Annotated in this window: 16 protein-coding genes; 7 read left to right on the plus strand and 9 right to left on the minus strand. The window is 69.4% G+C overall.

The genetic code is table 11. The annotated features are described in order from the left end of the window. Positions 1–7: 7 nt before the first annotated feature. Positions 8–1,021, minus strand: coding sequence for a bile acid:sodium symporter family protein (locus ACFSJG_RS09135; protein WP_378484878.1), 1,014 nt, complete (start codon positions 1,019–1,021; stop codon positions 8–10). A 78-nt stretch (positions 1,022–1,099) separates the two neighbouring features. Here ACFSJG_RS09135 and ACFSJG_RS09140 point away from each other — a divergent pair, with 78 nt between their 5' ends. Continuing rightward, positions 1,100–1,966 (plus strand): LysR family transcriptional regulator, encoded by an 867-nt coding sequence (locus ACFSJG_RS09140; RefSeq protein ID WP_378484879.1) that lies wholly within the window; start codon positions 1,100–1,102, stop codon positions 1,964–1,966. A gap of 8 nt (positions 1,967–1,974) precedes the next feature. Here the strand turns inward: ACFSJG_RS09140 and ACFSJG_RS09145 are convergent, their stop codons facing one another. Continuing rightward, the gene (locus ACFSJG_RS09145; RefSeq protein WP_378484880.1) at positions 1,975–2,481 is read right to left on the minus strand and encodes an SdpI family protein; all 507 of its coding nucleotides are present in this window, start codon (positions 2,479–2,481) and stop codon (positions 1,975–1,977) included. A gap of 138 nt (positions 2,482–2,619) precedes the next feature. Here ACFSJG_RS09145 and leuS point away from each other — a divergent pair, with 138 nt between their 5' ends. The 3 genes from leuS (at position 2,620) to mftM (ending at position 6,913) form a co-directional block, all read left to right on the plus strand. Beyond that, complete coding sequence (leuS, locus tag ACFSJG_RS09150) at positions 2,620–5,496, plus strand: leucine--tRNA ligase (protein ID WP_378484881.1); 2,877 nt, start codon at positions 2,620–2,622, stop codon at positions 5,494–5,496. 115 nt (positions 5,497–5,611) lie between these two features. Beyond that, a complete protein-coding gene (locus tag ACFSJG_RS09155; RefSeq protein WP_378484882.1) occupies positions 5,612–5,986 on the plus strand; it encodes a nuclear transport factor 2 family protein in 375 nt (124 codons plus the stop codon). 96 nt (positions 5,987–6,082) lie between these two features. Beyond that, positions 6,083–6,913 (plus strand): mycofactocin oligosaccharide methyltransferase MftM, encoded by an 831-nt coding sequence (mftM, locus tag ACFSJG_RS09160; RefSeq protein WP_378484883.1) that lies wholly within the window; start codon positions 6,083–6,085, stop codon positions 6,911–6,913. Positions 6,914–7,070: 157 nt separating this feature from the next. On the opposite strand, the gene ACFSJG_RS09165 is transcribed toward mftM, so the two are convergent. The 7 genes from ACFSJG_RS09165 to ACFSJG_RS09195 all read right to left on the minus strand — a co-directional run bounded on the left by ACFSJG_RS09165 (position 7,071) and on the right by ACFSJG_RS09195 (position 15,285). After that, complete coding sequence (locus ACFSJG_RS09165) at positions 7,071–7,751, minus strand: MadR family response regulator transcription factor (protein ID WP_378484884.1); 681 nt, start codon at positions 7,749–7,751, stop codon at positions 7,071–7,073. Then, positions 7,751–9,151, minus strand: a complete 1,401-nt coding sequence (locus ACFSJG_RS09170; RefSeq protein ID WP_378484885.1) for a MadS family sensor histidine kinase — start codon at positions 9,149–9,151, stop codon at positions 7,751–7,753. The genes ACFSJG_RS09165 and ACFSJG_RS09170 overlap by 1 nt, the downstream gene beginning before the upstream one ends. A 19-nt stretch (positions 9,152–9,170) precedes the next feature. Next, positions 9,171–10,352 carry an iron-containing alcohol dehydrogenase gene (locus ACFSJG_RS09175; RefSeq protein ID WP_378484886.1) on the minus strand — a complete coding sequence of 394 codons (1,182 nt, stop codon included), beginning with the start codon at positions 10,350–10,352 and terminating at the stop codon, positions 9,171–9,173. A gap of 154 nt (positions 10,353–10,506) precedes the next feature. Continuing rightward, entirely contained in the window at positions 10,507–12,018 is a 1,512-nt protein-coding gene (gene madC, locus ACFSJG_RS09180) for a MadC family VWA domain-containing protein (protein WP_378484887.1), read from the minus strand. Beyond that, entirely contained in the window at positions 12,015–13,118 is a 1,104-nt protein-coding gene (locus tag ACFSJG_RS09185) for a MadB family AAA-type ATPase (protein ID WP_378484888.1), read from the minus strand. Before ACFSJG_RS09185 ends, madC begins: the two co-directional genes overlap by 4 nt. A 99-nt stretch (positions 13,119–13,217) precedes the next feature. After that, entirely contained in the window at positions 13,218–14,489 is a 1,272-nt protein-coding gene (gene mdo, locus ACFSJG_RS09190) for an NDMA-dependent methanol dehydrogenase (RefSeq protein ID WP_378484889.1), read from the minus strand. Between the two features lie 235 nt (positions 14,490–14,724). After that, complete coding sequence (locus ACFSJG_RS09195) at positions 14,725–15,285, minus strand: hotdog family protein (protein WP_378484890.1); 561 nt, start codon at positions 15,283–15,285, stop codon at positions 14,725–14,727. 196 nt (positions 15,286–15,481) lie between these two features. On the opposite strand from ACFSJG_RS09195, the gene ACFSJG_RS09200 reads away from it, so the two are divergent. The 3 genes from ACFSJG_RS09200 (at position 15,482) to ACFSJG_RS09210 (ending at position 18,571) form a co-directional block, all read left to right on the plus strand. Continuing rightward, positions 15,482–16,957, plus strand: coding sequence for an FAD-dependent oxidoreductase (locus tag ACFSJG_RS09200; protein WP_378484891.1), 1,476 nt, complete (start codon positions 15,482–15,484; stop codon positions 16,955–16,957). Positions 16,958–17,056: 99 nt separating this feature from the next. Next, a complete protein-coding gene (locus tag ACFSJG_RS09205) occupies positions 17,057–17,257 on the plus strand; it encodes a hypothetical protein (RefSeq protein WP_378484892.1) in 201 nt (66 codons plus the stop codon). 123 nt (positions 17,258–17,380) lie between these two features. Continuing rightward, positions 17,381–18,571, plus strand: a complete 1,191-nt coding sequence (locus ACFSJG_RS09210; RefSeq protein ID WP_378484893.1) for a PP2C family protein-serine/threonine phosphatase — start codon at positions 17,381–17,383, stop codon at positions 18,569–18,571. Positions 18,572–18,597 lie beyond the last annotated feature (26 nt).

Genomic DNA, 18,597 nt, shown 5'->3' on the forward strand with positions numbered 1-18,597 from the left:
AGCCGATTCAACCAGCCGACGACGCGGGGTCGGGCGACGAGGGCACGGCGACGGACTCGGGGCGGCGGGCGTACCGCTGGGCGAGCGCCGCGCAGACCATCAGCTGGATCTGATGGAAGACCATCAGCGGCAGCACGATCAGACCGATCGGCTGGCCCGCGAACAGCACCGCCGCCATCGGAAGGCCGGTGGCGAGGCTCTTCTTCGAGCCGCAGAACACGATCACGATCCGGTCGGGAAGGGAGAAGCCGAGTGCGCGACCCGCGAAGACGGTCGTACCCATCACGAGCGCGAGGACGAGGCAGCACACCAGGACGAGCGCTGCGATGTCCCTCGCCGCCAGTCCGTCCCACGCGTGCTCCACCATGCCTGCACTGAACGCGGCGTACACGACGAGCAGGATCGAGCCCCGATCGACGAACTTCGTCGGCTCCGCGTACTTCTGCATGATCCCGGCGACCCGCGGCCGGATCAGCTGGCCGACGGCGAACGGGATCAGCAACTGGACGACGATGTCCACGATCGACGCGGCGTCGACGTGGACGTCGCCGGTGGTGTTCATCAGCAGGATCACCAGTACCGGGGTCACGAACACGCCGAGCAGGTTGGAAGCCGACGCGCTGACGATCGCGCCCGCGACATTGCCGCGGGCGATCGACGTGAACGCGATCGAGGACTGCACGGTCGACGGGACGAGGCACATGTACAGCACACCGGTGTAGAGCTCTTCGGTGAGCACGGACGGCACCAGGATGCGCAACGCCAGTCCGATCAGTGGAAACAGCACGAATGTCGCTGCGAACACCACGGAATGCAGCCGCCAGTGCTTCAGCCCCTCGAGTGCCTCTCGGGGGTGGAGGCGGGCGCCGTACAGCACGAACAGGAGGGCGATGGCGATTTTCGTGGCCCGGTCGAGCACGGTCGCGCCGGTGCCGGACGCGGGGAAGAGACTGGCTGCGACGGCCACGACGATGATCGACAGGACGAATCCGTCGATGTGGAACCTGGTCGAGAACTTCACCCGATCACGGTAGGACGACCACTAGCCATCGGCGAAGCCGATGAGATCGTTTATTTGCATCGTGAATCGTGATAAATCTTGGGGATGCTCGATCCGGTACTCCTACGCTCCTTCGTCGCCGTCGATCGTGAGGGCGGCTTCACCGCGGCGGCGGCTCGGCTCGGCCTGCGTCAGTCCACGGTCAGCGGGCACGTCGCCCGGCTGGAGAAGGCCGTCGGCCGGGAACTGCTGCGTCGGGACACCCGGAACGTCGAGGTGACCGCAGACGGCGCCGCGATGCTCGGTTTCGCGCGGACGATCCTCGACACGACGCAGCAGGCCGAGCAGTACTTCGCGGAGTCCGACCTGTCCGGACTGCTGCGGTTCGGCGTGTCCGACGACCTCGTCGCGGCTGGATTCCCGGAAATCCTGCTCGAGTTCCGGCGGAGCCATCCACGTATCGATCTGGAACTGACCGTCGGGCTCAGCGAGATCCTGGGCGCGAAGGTCGCGGCCGGCGAACTCGACCTCGCATTCGGGATGCGTCGCCCGGGTGAACGTCACGGCGAGCTCGTGTGGCGTGATCGGCTGGTGTGGGCAGGCCCCCGGGAGGGGGCGATCGCGCCGTCCGGGGCCGGACCGATCCCCTTGGTGACCTATCCCCCGCCATCCATCACGCGGCGCGCCGCGATGGAGGCGTTGGAGAGTGCGGGACTGGTGTGGCGGACCACCTGCGTCACCGACAGTCTGCTGGGTCTGCGAGCTGCGGTGCTCGGCGGTCTCGGCTACATCGTGCACGCCGAGTCGCTGCTACCGGACGGGCTCGTCCCCTTGGCCCCTCACATGCTTCCCGATCCGGGCGACGCCGATTTCGTCGTGATGCGCCGACCGCGGCCGGCGACCGGACCGGAGGCTGCGCTGACCGTGCTCCTCGTCGCGAACGAGAGCCGCCTGCGTCACGGTTGACGAGACGCTCAGTGCGGCAGGCAGGCGCCCTTGAGGGAGCAGGCCCCGCAGGACGACGTCCCGCAGTCGGCAGCGGCGGCCGCGTCCGCAGGCGACTCGGTGGCGCATGCCGAGGTGGTGGCGGCTTCGGGCTCGGCGACGTCGGGCGCGCTGCCGCAGCCGCAGGCATCCCCGCATCCGGCGGGCGCAGCTGCGGCCGCCGCGCGGGCGCCCGCGGTACCGCCGTAGCCGGCCGCCACGAGGGCGACGACCACGGCCAGTGCGGCGACCGCGAGGCCGCCGCCCGTACCGAGGGTGAGCGCACCGACACCGCCGATGACCAGCAGCAACGCGGACACGGCCACGGTCGGCCCGGCGATCCGGTTGGCGAGGCGGAAGGACTCCTCGGAGGCCAGCGTCTGCGGGGTGCGAACACCCGCCCAGCGGTTACGCGGAAGGCGTCCGGTCATTGCGGCGGCCGCGACACCTCCGACGACGACGGCGACGGCGAACAGCACACTTGCAACGATGAACACGAACACCAGGGTACGGAAGGGGCCGTCCGGGGGTGCTCCGAGGGTGAACCTCTAGGCTGGTGTCGGGTGACCCTGCCCGAAATCCGGGTACGGCGACCGTGTATCCGAAGCCCCCAGCGCAGAGAAGACAGCGAACCAGTGACCGAGTCAGTGCAGCAGCAAGGCGGCGACGCGACCCCCCAGCACCGTTACACCGCGGACCTCGCGGGCCGAATCGAGGCTCGCTGGCAGGACCTGTGGCGGGAGCGGGGCACGTTCAACGCGCCGAACCCGGTCGGCGACCTCGCCGGTGAGCTGCCCGCGGACAAGCTGTTCGTCCAGGACATGTTCCCGTACCCGTCGGGTGCGGGTCTGCACGTCGGCCACCCGCTCGGCTACATCGCGACGGACGTCTTCGCCCGGTTCCACCGGATGAACGGCCACAACGTGCTGCACACCCTCGGTTACGACGCGTTCGGTCTGCCGGCCGAGCAGTACGCGGTGCAGACGGGAACGCACCCGCGCACCACCACCGAGGCGAACATCGCGAACATGAAGCGGCAGCTCCGCCGGCTCGGCCTGGGGCATGACGAGCGCCGCAGCGTCGCCACCACGGACGTCGACTTCTACCACTGGACGCAGTGGATCTTCCTGCAGATCTACAACGCCTGGTACGACACCGATCTGAACCGCGCGCGGCCCGTCTCCGAGCTCGAGGCCGAGTTCGCCTCCGGTGCCCGCACCCCCGCCGACGGTCGCGCCTGGTCGGAGCTCTCGGTCGCCGACAAGCACGCCGAGATCGATTCGTACCGCCTTGTCTACCAGTCGGATTCGATGGTCAACTGGTGCCCGGGGCTGGGTACCGTGCTCGCCAACGAGGAGGTCACCGCCGACGGCCGGTCCGAGCGCGGCAACTTCCCCGTCTTCCGGAAGCACCTGCGTCAGTGGATGATGCGGATCACCGCGTACTCCGACCGTCTCACCGACGACCTCGAGTACCTGGACTGGCCGGAGAAGGTCAAGTCCATGCAGCGCAACTGGATCGGGCGCAGCCACGGCGCGCGCGTCAAGTTCGCCGCGCACCGCGAAGGCTCGACGAACGAGGGCGGCACCGCCGCCGCGGCGGAGCACGACATCGAGGTGTTCACGACCCGCGCGGACACCCTGTTCGGCGCCACCTACGTGGCCCTCGCCCCCGAGCACGAGCTGGTCGACCAGCTGGTCGCCGACGCCTACCCGGAGGGCGTGGACCCGCGTTGGACCGGTGGCGCCGCGTCGCCGCGCGAGGCCGTCACCGCGTACCGCGCCGCGATCGCCGCGAAGTCGGACCTGGAGCGGCAGGAGAGCAAGGAGAAGACCGGCGTCTTCCTCGGCTCCTACGCCGTGAATCCGGTCAACGGCAACAAGGTTCCGGTGTTCATCGCCGACTACGTGCTCACCGGCTACGGCACCGGCGCCGTGATGGCGGTGCCCGGCCACGACCACCGCGACTGGGAGTTCGCCACCGAGCTGGGCCTGCCGATCCTGGAGGTCATCTCGGGCGGCGACATCACCGAGGGCGCCTACGCCGGTGACGGTCCGCTGGTGAACTCCGGTTTCCTGGACGGGCTGCCCGTGGACGAGGCCAAGAAGGCCGTCATCGCGCACCTCGAGGCGGACGGACGTGGCGTCGGCACCATCCAGTACAAGCTGCGGGACTGGCTGTTCGCCCGTCAGCGCTACTGGGGTGAGCCGTTCCCCGTCGTCTACGACGAGCAGGGTCTCGCGCACGCACTCCCGGAATCGGCTCTGCCCGTGGAGCTTCCGGAGGTCGAGGACTACGCACCCGTGTCCTTCGACCCGGACGACGCGAACTCCGAGCCGTCCCCGCCGCTGGCGAAGGCGTCCGACTGGGTGAACGTCGAGCTGGACCTCGGTGACGGGCTGAAGAACTACCACCGCGACACCAACGTGATGCCGCAGTGGGCGGGCAGCTCCTGGTACCAGCTGCGCTACATCGACCCGACCAACCAGGATGCGTTCTGCGCGAAGGAGAACGAGCAGTACTGGATGGGTCCGCGTCCGGACGTCCACGGCCCGAACGATCCGGGTGGTCTGGATCTGTACGTCGGCGGCGTCGAGCACGCGGTGCTGCACCTGCTGTACTCGCGGTTCTGGCACAAGGTGCTCTTCGACCTCGGGCACGTCAGCTCGTCGGAGCCGTACCGCCGCCTGTACAACCAGGGCTACATCCAGGCGTTCGCCTACACCGACAGCCGCGGCGTGTACGTGCCCGCGGCGGACGTCGTCGAGGAGGACGGCAAGTTCTTCTACGAGGGCGCCGAGGTCAAGCGTGAGTACGGCAAGATGGGCAAGTCCCTGAAGAACGCCGTTGCGCCGGACGAGATCTGCGACGACTACGGCGCCGACACCCTGCGCGTGTACGAGATGTCGATGGGCCCGCTGGACACCTCGCGGCCGTGGGCCACGAAGGACGTCGTCGGTGCGCAGCGCTTCCTCCAGCGTGCGTGGCGCGTCGCCGTCGACGAGGAGACCGGAGCCGTCCGAGTCACCGACGCCGAGCCGACCGAGGAGACGTTGCGGGCGCTGAACAAGGCGATCGACGGCGTTACCGCGGACTACACGGCGCTGCGCGACAACACCGCGATCGCGAAGCTGATCGAGTTCACCAACCACCTCACGAAGGCGTACCCGGAGGGCGCGCCGCGCGCGGCGGTCGAGCCGCTGGTGCTGATGCTGGCACCGGTCGCGCCGCACGTCGCGGAGGAGCTGTGGTCGCGGCTCGGGCACGAGGCGTCGCTGGCACACGGCCCGTTCCCGACGGCGGACGAGAAGTGGCTGGTGGAGGATTCGGTCGAGTACCCGATCCAGGTCAACGGCAAGGTCCGCAGCCGCGTCACCGTCGCGGCGGATGCGAAGCCCGACGTCATCGAGGCCGCGGCCCTCGCGGACGAGAAGATCGTCGCCTTCCTGGAGGGAAATGCCCCCCGCAAGGTCATCGTCGTCCCTGGCAAGATGGTCAACATCGTCAAGTAGGCGCTTCGCACCTGTGCGTGCTTTCGGTAGTCAGAGCTACCAAAAGCACGCACAGGTGGCGCAGTCGCCTTGTACTCTCCGGACTGAAACGTGTTCTAGATCCGGGAGGACTGTCATGGCACCGTCACGCGAGAGCGTCCAGGCCACCATCGAGTCGTACGTGAAGTTCGTCGCGTCGGGCACAGTGGACGACGTGCTGTCCCTGTACGCAGCGGGCGCCACCGTGGAGGATCCGGTGGGCACCGACCCGCGGATCACCGAGGCCGCGATCCGCGAGTTCTACGGCATCATCGAGCCGCTGGAGCAGACCGCCGAGCTCGGCGTCGTCAAGATCGCCGCCGACCACGCCGCGTTCAACTTCACCCTCACCACCCACATGGGTGAGCAGAAGATCGACATCTCCGTCATCGACGTCATGACATTCGACGACGACGCCAAGATCACCAGCATGAAGGCGATCTGGGGTCCGGAGGACATGGTCACCCGCTGACCCCGTTCGGACGGCCGCGGTCCTGCCCATCAGGGCAGGGGTGCGGCCGTTCCTTTGCCCGGCGCGCCGTGACGCCGCCGGACCTAGCGTCGAATCATGCTGGATCCGCTCGCGACCTGCCCGCCCGGACGTTGGACACACGGTGACGTCGAGGTGATGAGAACTCTTGTACCGCAAGGGGAGATGCTCACCTCCCTGCGATCACGGAGGGGGTTGACCGTCACCCACCGTCTCCGCCCGTCCGAACTCTCGGACCGGCTGGCGACGCGAGTCGTCGACGAAGTGGATCTGCGGACCCGCGAGGACTTCGAAGCCGTGATCGTCGGTCTCGTCCGATCGACGGTGGCCGACCCGATGACGGCGTGGACGCTGTACTACCGGAACTCCTTGCGTGACCTTCTCGCCGGTGACGCCCCGTTCGCGTCGGTGCACGAGTACGGAGCGGAGCTCGTCGTGGGCGAGAACGTCCTGGACCTGGGGTCGTGCTTCGGGTTCTTCGCGCTGCGGCTCGCGCTAGCCGGTCACCGGGTGACCGCGAGTGACATCTGCGACGGGACGATGGCATTGCTGTCGTCCGTGGCCGGGGAACTCGAGGTGCCGCTCCGGACGCTCGCCTGCGACGCGGCCGACGTGCCGCTGCCCGACGATTCAGTGGACACCGTGACCGCGATCCACCTACTCGAGCACGTCGACGCCGACCTCGGGGCCCGCATCGTCGCCGAGGCCGTCCGGATCGCCCGGCGCAGGGTGGTGATCGCCGTGCCCTTCGAGGACGAACCGACCGCCTGTCACGGCCACGTCCGCACATTCGACGCCGACGACTTGCGCCGTCTCGGCGCAGCGACCGGTCACCCGTTCACGGTCTCCGACCATCACGGCGGTTGGCTCGTCGTCGACACCTCGGGTGACGCGGAGCGTGCGCGGTGAGGATTCCGGTGTGGGTCGGCGGCTCGCTCGTAGTGGTGCTGTCCGTGGCGGACGCGGTCGTCGAACTTCAGGCTCGTGCGGTGGCTGCAGCGACGCGCGCCGTGATCCGGGGGATGGACCGGTAGTTCGTCGGTGATCGGACGCGGCCGGCCCGACCTCAGAGGAGTCCCCGTTTGCTGGCCTCGTAGACGGCCTCGGCGCGGCGGGTGACGCCGAGTTTGCGCATCAGGTTGCTGACGTGGAACTTGACGGTGGTGGCGGAGATGAACAGCCTCTCGCCGATCCCGTTGTTGGACAATCCTTTCGCGAGCAGGCCGAGGACCTCGATCTCGCGGTCGGTGAGCTTCTCGGACTGTACGCCGGTCCGTCCGAGACTCTGAACGACGGTGGCGGCGGTGCGGGAGTCGAAGGCGCTCTCCCCCTGCGCGACGGCGCGGATGGCGCGCACCAGCTCGGTGGTGTCGACGTCCTTGACGACGTACCCGCGCGCGCCGTGCTGCACGGCCTCGAGAACCAGTCGTTCGTCGAGGAAGGTGGTCAGGACCAGCAGGCCCATCCCGGGGTGGGCCGCGGACAGGCTGCGGCAGAGCGCCAGCCCCTCGTAGTCCGATCCGGCTCCGAGCTTGAGGTCGATCACCACGACGTCGGGTTCGAGGCGGGCAGCGGCCGCCTCGGCGTCGGTGCGGGTGTCGGCCTCGCCCACGACCTGGAGGTCGGCCTCGCGGTCGAGCACGGAGCGCAGACCCTGCCGCAGGATTGCGTGATCGTCGACCAGCACGATCCGGACCTGCCGGGTGCTGTCGGCAGGGCGGGGTCGATGGGTGGCGGGAGCGGGCATCAGGGGGCCTCCGTTGGTGGGACCGACACATTCGGTGCCGTTGGTGGAGCCGACACGCGCGGTGCCGTCGGTAGCGTGACGGCGATGCGGACGCCGCCGATCCGGGCGCGGCGGACGGCGAAGTCGCCGCCGAGTTCTCGGGCGCGGCTGGCCATGTTCGCCAGCCCGCGGTGGTGTCCGTCCGAGTCGTTCGCGACCGCGTCACGGAGCGCGGCGCGGATGCGGACCGGGTCCCCGGTCCCGTCGTCGTCGACGGCCAGTCCCACCTCGTTCTCCCGATAGGTGAGTCGCAGGACGGCCCGTGACGCACGCGCGTGCACGGTCGTGTTGAAGAGTGCCTCGCCGGCGATGCGCAGCAGCGCGTGCCCGACGTCGCCGCTCAACTCCACGGGCGTTCCCTCGACCCGTACCTGCACGGCCAGATCCGTGGGCATCGCGACGATTCCGAGCTGCCGCAGCATCTCGGGCAGCGGCGCGGTCTCGGACCACGGAGTGTTGTTGAGGGTGAAGATCGCGGTCCGCAGTTGCTCGACGGCGCGCCGGGTCATCTCCTTCGCGAGGCCGAGCCGTTCGGCCCGTTCGTCGCCGGGGATGTCGCCCAGTGACACCTCGATCTGCATGCCCGCGGACAGGACCGCCTGGGTGACGCTGTCGTGTAGTTCGCGGGCGATGCGCCTGCGGTCGTCGTCGAGGATCTGCTGCCGGTGTGCGGCGTCCAGCTGACGTTGTGTCGCAAGGAGTTCCGCGTTGCGCACCGCCAGGTCGGAGGCGGTTCGGTGGGCCTGTGCCGACGCGTGTTCGGCCCGTTGCAGTGCGACGGTGCCGCGTTGGTAGAGCGCCGAGTTCTGCAGCGCTACGGCAGTCTGGCTGGCGAGGATGTTGAGCACGGAGGCGTCGGTGGCGTCGAGGGTGCGGTCGGGGTCGGTCCACGCGGCGATCGCGCCGACCACGCCCCCGTCGAGGATCAGTGGGACGTGCACGTGATGGTTCTCGAACTCGATCACGCTGCCGTGGTCACCGGATCCGGTGCGAATGGTCTCGAGGCACTCGAGTACGTCGTCGGGCAGTGGGGGTCCGGTGACGTCGTCGACCAGGAACGGGATGGCGTCCGGTCCGAGCACCAGACGGCGTGGCCCGGAGTCGTGGAGGGCGCCGTCGGTGAGGGCGAACACCACCCATCGTGCGTCGAGATGGGCACGGGCCGCCTCCGCGACCGCACACACCAGGGTCTCCGGACCCTCGACGGTGCGGACCAGGGCGCGGGAGATCAGGTCGAGGGCGTGCACCACCCGTTCGAGGCGTTCGGCGGCGCCCCGGTACTGCGTCCAGTAGCTGCCCTTCCCCGAGCGGAGTCCGGTCAGTACCGCGAGATCCGGCGAGACGTCCCGGCCCGCGGTCACCACGACTCCGAACGATGAATCACAGTGCCGCCCGGTACAGCTCGACCATCTGTCGGTGGCTCGCGGTGCGCGGGTTGGTGGACATGCACGCATCCCGCAACGCGAATCGGGCCAGCCGGTCCAGGTCCTGCTCGCGGACGCCGAGCGCGCCGAGACCTGGAGGTACCCCCACCTCGCGGGCGAGTTGCTCGACCCGATCCGCGACCGCGAGTGCCGCCTCTTCCGGGGTGCCGCGGTGCTCGTCGAGTCCGAGGCTTCGGGCGATGTCCACGAAGGGTCCTGCGTCGGTGGACGCGTTGAACCGGATGACGTGCGGGAGCAGGATGCCGTTGATCACCCCGTGCGGGAGGTCGAGCAGGCCGCCGACCTGGTGGCTCATCGCGTGGGCGGCGCCGAGGATCGCGTTCGTGAATGCCAGGCCCGCTTCGAGGCTGGCCTGCGCCATCGCCGTGCGCGCGTCCATCCCGTACGGGTCCTCGATCGTCCGTGCCAGGTTGTCGGTGACCATCCCGACCGCTCGCAACGCGTGGTGGTCGGTCAGCGGGTTGTGTGCGAGGGAGACGAAGGCCTCGATGCCGTGGGTGAGCGCATCGAGACCCGTTGCCGCATTGAGCCACTCGGGCATCGTGGTGAGCAGGCGCGGATCGATGACGGTGACGTCGGGGACGAGACTGCGGCCGATGATGGTGATCTTGGTGCCGCGCCGGGTGTCGGTGACGATGCAGAACTGGGAGACGTCGGCGCCGGTTCCGGAGGTGGTCGGGATCATCACCAGCGGCGGAATCGGTGCCGTCGCACGGTCCACTCCCTCGTAGTCGAGGATGTCACCGCCGTTCGAGGCGAGCACGGCGACGCCCTTGGTGGCGTCGATGACGGATCCACCGCCGAGCGCGATCAGCACGTCGCAGTCGTTCTCCCGGTAACGCTGGTAGCCGTTCGCGATCTCGTGGTCCTTCGGGTTCGGGGTCAGGTCGTGCCAGACGGTTGCGGTCAGGCCACAATCACGCAGGCAGCCGAGGAACTCGTCCACCCAACCGGCCTCGATCAGGCCGCCGTCGGTGACGAGCATCGGACGGGCTGCACCGAGCCGGGCGGCCGCGTGGGCAGCTTCCTGCAGCGAACCGAGACCGAAGACGATCTCGGGTGCATGGAACTTCACCGTCCGGGGGACCTCGCGCCGGGCGTCGGGCCGCCCGGTCACGCGCTGGTGGGTATGTGCGACAGACACCGGCGACGCTCTTTCATCCGACACTGTGACTCAGCTAACAGTTTCACAGTACCGGCCGGCGCGGCGTGCCCCCACGCACCTCCGGGCAGGTCGGTACCTACCCGATCGGGTAGGTACCCGGCTCGGATCAGGAGAGGGCGTCCGCCAGCTCCCCCGCCCTGGCGACCAGCTGCTCGGTGTCCCGCGCGGTGATCACGTCGTCGCAGACGTCCGCGTACTCGCCCATCGCGCAGGAGGCCTGGTCCCAGTACCGGCGGGCCTCCGGCGTCACCCACGCCAGCCGGTGCACCCGCCGCCGCAGGACGGCCAGCCGGTCGGCGCGCGGCGGCAGGCCGTTGCAGCGGGCGTCACCGACGACCAACACCGAGGTTCGCGAGTCCAGCAGGTGTCCATGACCTGCCAGCATCCCGTCGATCACCCGGCCGTAGTCGCTGGACGCCTCCAGGTCGATCCGTGGATCGGCGAGGACCGCGGCGAGGGCGTCGTCGCCGCCGGCGCGGAGCAGGACGTCGGTGACGTCGACGGGTTCGTCGACGAACGCGACCACCCGGCAGCGCGTCGCCTGCCGGTGCATCGCCTGTGCCAGTCGCAAGGAGAACGCCGTGACCGGGCGCACCGACAGCGACACGTCCGCGAGGATCAGCAGCCGGGTGCGGTCGGGCCGGGGCGCACGGACGACGAGGTGGAACGGCACCCCGTCGGTGCGCAGGCTCGAGCGGACCGTGCGCCGCATGTCGAGGCGGCCTGCGGCGTGCTCGCGGGGGCGGGGCCTGGCCGGGCCCCGCATACGGCGCAGGATCTCGTGGCAGGCCCGGGTGACGTCCGCGTGCGGATCGCCCCCGCGCTGATCGAGGTCGGGGGTCTCCCCGGCCACCGGGCTGTCCGCAAGGGCCGCGACGAACGCCTCCACCGCCTCGGCGAGCCGGTTCAGCTGTGCGGCGGTGAGAGATTCCACCTCCTCGCCGCCGTAGGCACGGCTCGGGTCGTACGCGTCCAGCCAGGCGAGGATCGACGCCGGGTCGTCCCACGACAGCGACCCAACGGTCACCGCGCTCGTCGAGGTCGCCAGGTCGCCCACGACGTGGGTGCCGGCCCGATCGACGTCGACGGTGTAGGTGACACCGCGCCGCCCGGAGTCCGCGCCGGTGTCGACGGACAATTCGGCGTCGGACGAGGTCATGCTCACGTCGTCGTCGTCCTTGTGCGGGTTGAAGCCCTTCTCTGCTTCGGGGGTGTCGAAGTGGTCGCCCACCTCGGCTGCGCGTTCGTTGTACTCGGCGTAGCGGGCGGTCTCGCTGTTGTCGCCCACCTCCAGCGCAGTCGGCAGGCCCTCGGCGAATTCGGTTCGCGCCGGACCGAGCTCGCGACCCGCAGCGGTCGTCGCCGCGCCGAAGAACAGGTCGAAGGCGCGGTCGAATCCGGCCTGTTCGTGGCCGTACTTGGCGCAGACCGCTCGCAGTGCGGCCCTGGTGACGCCCGCGTCGCGGGCCCCGACGAGACCCAGCACCCGCCGGACCTCGATCACCTCGGCAGGTGACGCCGCGACTCCGTTGCGCCGCAGCGCTTTCCCAAATACCGCGGACAGGACGTCGAGTACCTGCGACTCGGGGAGGCGGGCGGTGCGCGCTACCACGGTCATCCCCGTGCCGACCGGGCAGAACCCACGCCGCCGTCACGGGCAGCGCCCCCGGCTCGCCCCCCGTGGCCACGGAACACGGCGGTGGTCGTGTTCGCGGGGCGGGACGCGACGGTGACCCGCTCGGCCGGTGCCGGGGGTGCGGAGGTGGGGGTGAGTGCGTTCCCGGACAGCTGCACGCGGGCGAGATCGACGTCGCTGGTGTACTTCAGCAGCGCGGCGAGCAGGATGTCGCGGATCCCCTCGAGGCCGGAGGCGGCACCGGTGCCGCGGAGGACGACGGCGGCGCGGGCGGCGTCGATCACCTCGGCGATCGAGGGACTCTTGCGCAGCGGCAGGTCTCGCAGCGTCCGGGCCAGCTCCACCACGTCGGCGGCCACCGCGGGCTCGACCTCAGGCGCGCGGGCGGTCACGATGTCGCGTTCCCGTTCCGGGGTCGGGTAGTCGAGGTGGTAGTGCAGGCAGCGGCGCTTGAGAGCGGGCGACAGTTCCCGAGTGTCGTTGGACGTCAGGATCACCCACGGCGCGGACCGGGCGGTGAAGGTGCCGACCTCGGGGATCGTGACCTGCTTCTCGGCCAGGACCTCGAGCAGCAGCGCCTCCATCGCCTCCTCGGTCCGGTCCACCTCGTCGACGAGCAGGACGACCGGTTCCGGAGAGAGGATCGCCTCGAGCAGGGGGCGGACGGCGAGGAAGGTCTCCGAGTACAACCCGAAGTCCTGTGCCGCGAGGAACGTCGACGCCTCGGCAAGGTCGTCGAACCCGGCCATCTGCTCGCCGATCCGGTCCCGAAGCATCTGCACGTGCAGGAGCTGTTTGGCGTAGTCCCACTCGTAGAGCGCGCGGTTGTCGTCGAGACCCTCGTAGCACTGCAGCCGCACCAGTTTTCGACCTGACACCTCGGCGAGCGATTTCGCGAGCTCGGTCTTGCCGACGCCGGCCGGTCCCTCGAGGAGCAGTGGCCGGTCGAGCGCGGTCGCGAGATGGACGACGACGGAGAAGGTGTCGTCGGCGATGTAGCCCACCGCGCGGAGGGCCTCCGACAGCTCGGAGCCGTCGTCGAACCGGACCTCGGTCGGGGCGGTGGTGAGGGGTGCGGTCATGGTGCGGATTCCGTCCTCTCCGGCTGGATGAATGCTGGTGGACACGCCCGGGGCGGAGCGGGCAGGGGGTGCTTCCGCCCCGGGCGCGGGCTCGTGGGGTCAGTACGCGTTGTTGATGGCGTGGTCGACGACGGGGATCATCGACTCCACCGTCACCTCGCGCGGGTTGCCTGGGGTGCACCAGTCACCCTGGATGTGCTCCGAGATCGCGCGGACGGACTTCTCGTCGCCGCGGATCACGTCGCCGCGACCCTCGTACTTCTTGGTGTTCATCTGGTTCTTCTCGTACGAGTCGGTGCGCACCTGACCGAAGTTGTCGGGGATGCCGACGTCCTTGGCGAGTCGGATCGCCGCCTCCACCGCGGCGTCCGCGGCCTGCACCGTGGTGAGGTTGCGGGTGTCGACGCCGAGTGCGCCGGCGAGCTGCGCGTACCGCTCGTACCGGGACGGCAGGTTGTACTCCCACACGCGGGGCAGGGCGATCGCGTTGTTGAGACCGTGATGGCTGTCGAAGAACGCGCTCACCGCGTGCGAGATGGAGTGCACGATGCCGAGACCGCCGGAGTTGAACGCCTGCCCGGCGATGTACTGCGCGTTCATCATTCCCTCGCGCGCCTTCAGGTTTCGCGGTTCGAACACCGCCTCCCGCAGGTTCTTCGCGACGAGCTCCACCGAGTACAGCGCATTGCCGAGGGACGGTGCGAAGTCCAGTCGGGACACGAACGGCTCACTGCCGTGCGCGAGCACGTCGAAACCGCAGTACGCCGTGAAGTGCTGGGGGCAGGTGTAGTACAGCAGCGGGTCGTCGATCGCGAGGGTCACGATGGTCGCCTCGTCGAAACCCACCCACTTGTGCGGGTTGTTCATGTCCGAGGTGTCGGTGATGACGTACGCCCAGGAGGTCTCGGAACCCGTTCCCGCCGTGGTGGACACGGCGATGTGCGGCGGATTCTCCTTGTTGGTGGACTTGGCGAATCCCTCGAATTCGTTGATGTTGCGGCCGTCGTGGGCGATGACCACTCGGGCGCCCTTCGCGGCGTCGTGGCTTGAGCCACCGCCGATGGAGATGATGCTGTCGCACTTCTCCTTCTGGTACAGCGCCGCGGCCTCCATGACGTTGTAGTCCTTCGGGTTGGACTCCACCTTGTCGTAGAGCACCACCTCGACGCCCTGGTACTCGATCTTGCCGACGAGCTCCTCGATGATCCCCGAGCCGCGCAGACCGGTGGTCATCAGCAGGGTTCGCTTGAACCCCAGGTTCTTCGCCTCGACCCCGATGATGTCGTGGGCGCCGACACCCATCAGTGCCCGCGGGAACGGATGGAACTCCTTGATGGGGAAGTCCCAGATCTGGTTGAGCTCGATAGCCATCGCAGTCTCCTCGTGTCCGGTGCGCGTGATGTGACGCGCGTCTCACAACGAGGACTCTCGTGCCGGTGATCGTGGCCACGGAAGAGCTGCCGACGGGAACTACCCGTCCGATCACGGCGAACCGTCCGATCGGGCAGGGCGGAGGCCGAGCCGGCCGGAGGGCTCGGGCGCGTGGCTGCAGGGGGCATCGCATCCGGACCGTGTGGCCGGACGGAGGAACCGCCGGCGCCTCGGGTCAGGCGGCGCGGGCGAAGGTGGCCCAGGCGCGGGCCACGATCGATCCGCCGGGTTCGGCGGCGGTGACGACGACGTCGACCCGCGGCTCGCCGTCGGCGGTGTACTCCTGCACCACCTCGCCGGTGCAGGCGAGGTTTGCGGCAGGGACCGGCGACAGGAGGCGGGTGCGGAATCGGCGGACCGACTCGGCGCCGAGCCAGCCGGTGGCGTAGTCGGCAAGCACGCCGACGGCCTCGGTGTCGTCACCGGACCCCTGGATCCAGGCGTCCGCGATCAGCAGTCCGTCGGCGTCCCGGTACTCGGTGAGCCGGTCGTTCTCGCCGTCGCGCACGGTGACGGCCAGCAGGTCGCCCGCGCGTGGGGGCGTGCGGAAGAAGCGGCAGTCCCGTTCGGGTGTGACGCCGCCCTGGCCGGCGAGATCGTCGGTGCCGCAGAGGTAGGTCGGCGGGACTACGGGCCGCTGCTCGCGGTACGCCCGGTGCGAGCACCCGGTGGCGTCCGCGAAGGCGCGGATGCGGTCACCGTCCACGACGAATCGTTGCGCCTGCAGTGTGTCCATGACGTTCCTCCCGGTAGGTGTCCGACGGTATGCCCGGTCGTGTGGGCGGCACCCGGCGATTCCCACCCATCGGGAAACCGCAGGCTCCCGATGGGTGGGAATTCGGTGTCCGGTCGCGCGGACCGTCCGGTAGATCGGAATCGAACAGTCCCGGAGAACCGACGGGGCGTATCCTGGACGACCGAAAGGTACTGCGATGGCGAGGAATTCGGACGACGTGCGGCCCCGGAGCGAGGCTGGGATCGACCACTGGGATCACGAGGCCGACGTGGTCGTCGCGGGATTCGGTGTGGCCGGTGCCGCGGCGGCGGTGGCGGCCGCGCAAGCGGGTGCCGAGGTGCTCGTCCTCGAGCGGACCGGTGGTTGGGGCGGTGCCGCGGCGATGTCCGGTGGCTTCATCTACATGGGCGGCGGCACCCCGCTGCAGAAGGCATGCGGCTTCGACGACACCGTCGACGCGATGAAGGCGTTCATGAAGGCCGCGCTCGGTCCGGGCGTCGACGAGGCGAAGATCGACGCCTACTGCGAGGGCAGCGTCGATCACTACCACTGGCTCGTCGACGAGATCGGCGTGCCGTTCAAGGAGTCGTTCTGGGGCGAGCCGGGCTGGGAGCCGCCGGGCGACGACGGACTGCAGTACACGGGTGGCGAGAACGCGGCCCCGTTCAACGCGACCATCCCGCCCGCGCCGCGCGGGCACGTTCCGCAGATGTCGGACAAGCGAACCGGGGAGCAGGGCGGCGGCTACATGCTCATGAAGCCGCTCACCGACACGGCTGCCGCGCTCGGCGTGCGCGCCGAGTACGACATGCGGGTGCAGACGCTGGTCACCGACGAGGCTGGTCGTGTCGTCGGCCTCATCGCGAAGCACTTCGGCAAGGACGTCACGATCCGCGCTCGCCGCGGCGTCGTCCTCGCCACCGGAAGCTTCGCCTACAACGAGACGATGGTCGAGTCGTACGCGCCGCGACTGAAGGGCCGTCCGGCGGCGTCCATCGAGGAGCACGACGGCCGCGCGATCCGGATGGCGCAGGCGCTCGGTGCCGACCTCGCCCACATGGACGCCACCGAGGTCGCGTTCTTCTGCGACCCGCAACTCTTCGTCCGCGGCATCCTGGTCAACGGTCGCGGGCAGAGGTACGTCAACGAGGACACCTACCCGGGCCGGGTCGGCCAGGCGACGCTGATCGAGAACCAGAACCAGGCGTTCCTCGTCATCGACGAGGCCGCGTACGAGGAGGGATTGTCCCGCCCGACGTCGAGTCCGCAGCTGCGGCACCAGCCGAAGTGGGTCGCGGAGACGGTGGAGGAACTGGAAGCCGAGATGGGCCTGCCGGCCGGTGCCCTGCAGGCCACCGTCGACGTCTACAACCGGCACGCGGTCCACGGCGAGGACCCGATGTTCGGGAAGAAGCCCGAATGGGTCAAGCCGATCGGCTCCCCCGTCGCGGCGATGGACCTGCGCGGCATGACCGGCGGTTTCACCCTCGGCGGCCTGCGCACCAGCGTCGACTCCGAGGTGCTGCACGTCTCCGGTGAAGCGATCCCCGGCCTGTACGCGGCAGGCCGGTGCACCGCGGGCGTGTGCGCGGGTGGGTACGCGAGCGGCGCGTCGCTCGGCGACGGCAGCTTCTTCGGCCGCCGGGCGGGACGGAGTGCCGCCGCCGACTGAGGGACCTTCCCGGCCGGGGTATGACGAGGCCCCGGCCGGGGTACGGGTTCTGTCGACCACCGATCACCGGATTGAACGCTCCGGCAGGGAGGACGACTGATGGCGCACGTACCCGGAACCGAGACCCACCCCTTCGAGACCCTGGGGACGCTTCGTCCGAACTTCGTCGGCTCGCTGGCATCGGTGTGTGCGGCCGTTGTCGGCGTCCTTGCCGCCGTGACGGTCGGCTCACTTCCGATCGCGCTGCTCGTGGCGGCGGGGACGGCAGCCTGCATCGTGCTCGCGGGGCTCGCCATCTGAAGACTGCCCGTGCACGCCCGGTATATTGATTCGTTACACTAGGAGATTCGCGGAGCGGCCGTGAGCTGAGCATTGAAGTCGATGGGAGTCCGGTATGTCCCAGCGCAGTGCGGCGCAGCTCGCGTGAACAACTCCGGGCCGGGAGCGTACGACCAGGTCACCGTGCTCCTCATCGAGGATGATCCCGGGGATGCCCTCCTTGTCGAGGAAATGGCCCACGACGCGATGACGGGCATCGAACTGGTGTGGACGAAGTCGCTCGAACAGGCGCGCGGGTACCTGGGCGGCTCGACGCCCGACTGCATCCTCCTCGATCTGCACCTTCCCGATGCTCGCGGTCTCGATGCGCTCGCCGCTCTGCGTCGTTCGGCGGGTGATGCACCCATCGTCGTGATGACCGGACTCGCGGAGGATCGCACCGGCCTCGCCGCGGTCGCCGCAGGCGCACAGGACTACCTGGTCAAGGGCAGGGTCGACGCCGACCTGTTCAACCGCTCGGTGCGGTACGCGATCGAACGGACACGCGCGGAGGCCCATGCGGCGGCGTTGCGCGCGAGCGAGCGGCGATCCCAGGAGAACGCGCGCCTCGAGCGGGGCCTGCTGCCGGTACCGCTGCTGCGGAGCACGAGCGTCGACGTCGTCGCCCGTTACCGTCCCAGTCGCACGCACGGACTCCTCGGCGGTGACTTCTACGACGTCGTCGAGACCGAGGACGGTGCGGTCCACATCGTGATCGGCGATATCTGCGGCCACGGCCCGGACGAAGCCGCGCTCGGTGTCAGTCTCCGAATCGCGTGGCGTACCACGGTTCTCGGTGGCCTCGTCGGTGAGGAGGCGATGCGGACGCTCGAAGAGGTCTTGGTGGCGGAGCGACCGCAGTCGCACATTTTCGCCACGGTGACCACAGTGGTCCTCCTTCCCGACCGGGCCTCGATGCGAGTGTTGCGCGCCGGGCACCCCGGGATGCTCCTGCGCAGCCCCGACGGTGTCCGCTGGCTCGAGGTACCCGGTGGGCCGGCTCTCGGATTGCGACGAACGCGAGGAAACTGGACCGTCCACGAGCAGGCCATCGATGACCGGACCGCGATCGTGCTGTTCACCGACGGGCTGTTCGAAGCTCCGATCGGGGCGGGTGAACGACTCGGCGAGGAGCGGCTCCTGGCCTTCGCTCAGGCCTGCACATCGGCGGAAGCCGACGATTTCGTCGACGCCGCAATCGGGCACGTCGAGGACCTTGCCACCGACCACGGCGGGTTGACGGACGACATAGCGGTCGTGCACGTGCAGTGGGCGAAGAACGGAGAGCAGCGGTGACGGTGGAAGCCCAGGACAGCCGCAGG

Source organism: Rhodococcus gannanensis (assembly GCF_042681175.1).
GTDB classification, from domain to species: domain Bacteria; phylum Actinomycetota; class Actinomycetes; order Mycobacteriales; family Mycobacteriaceae; genus Rhodococcus_G; species Rhodococcus_G gannanensis.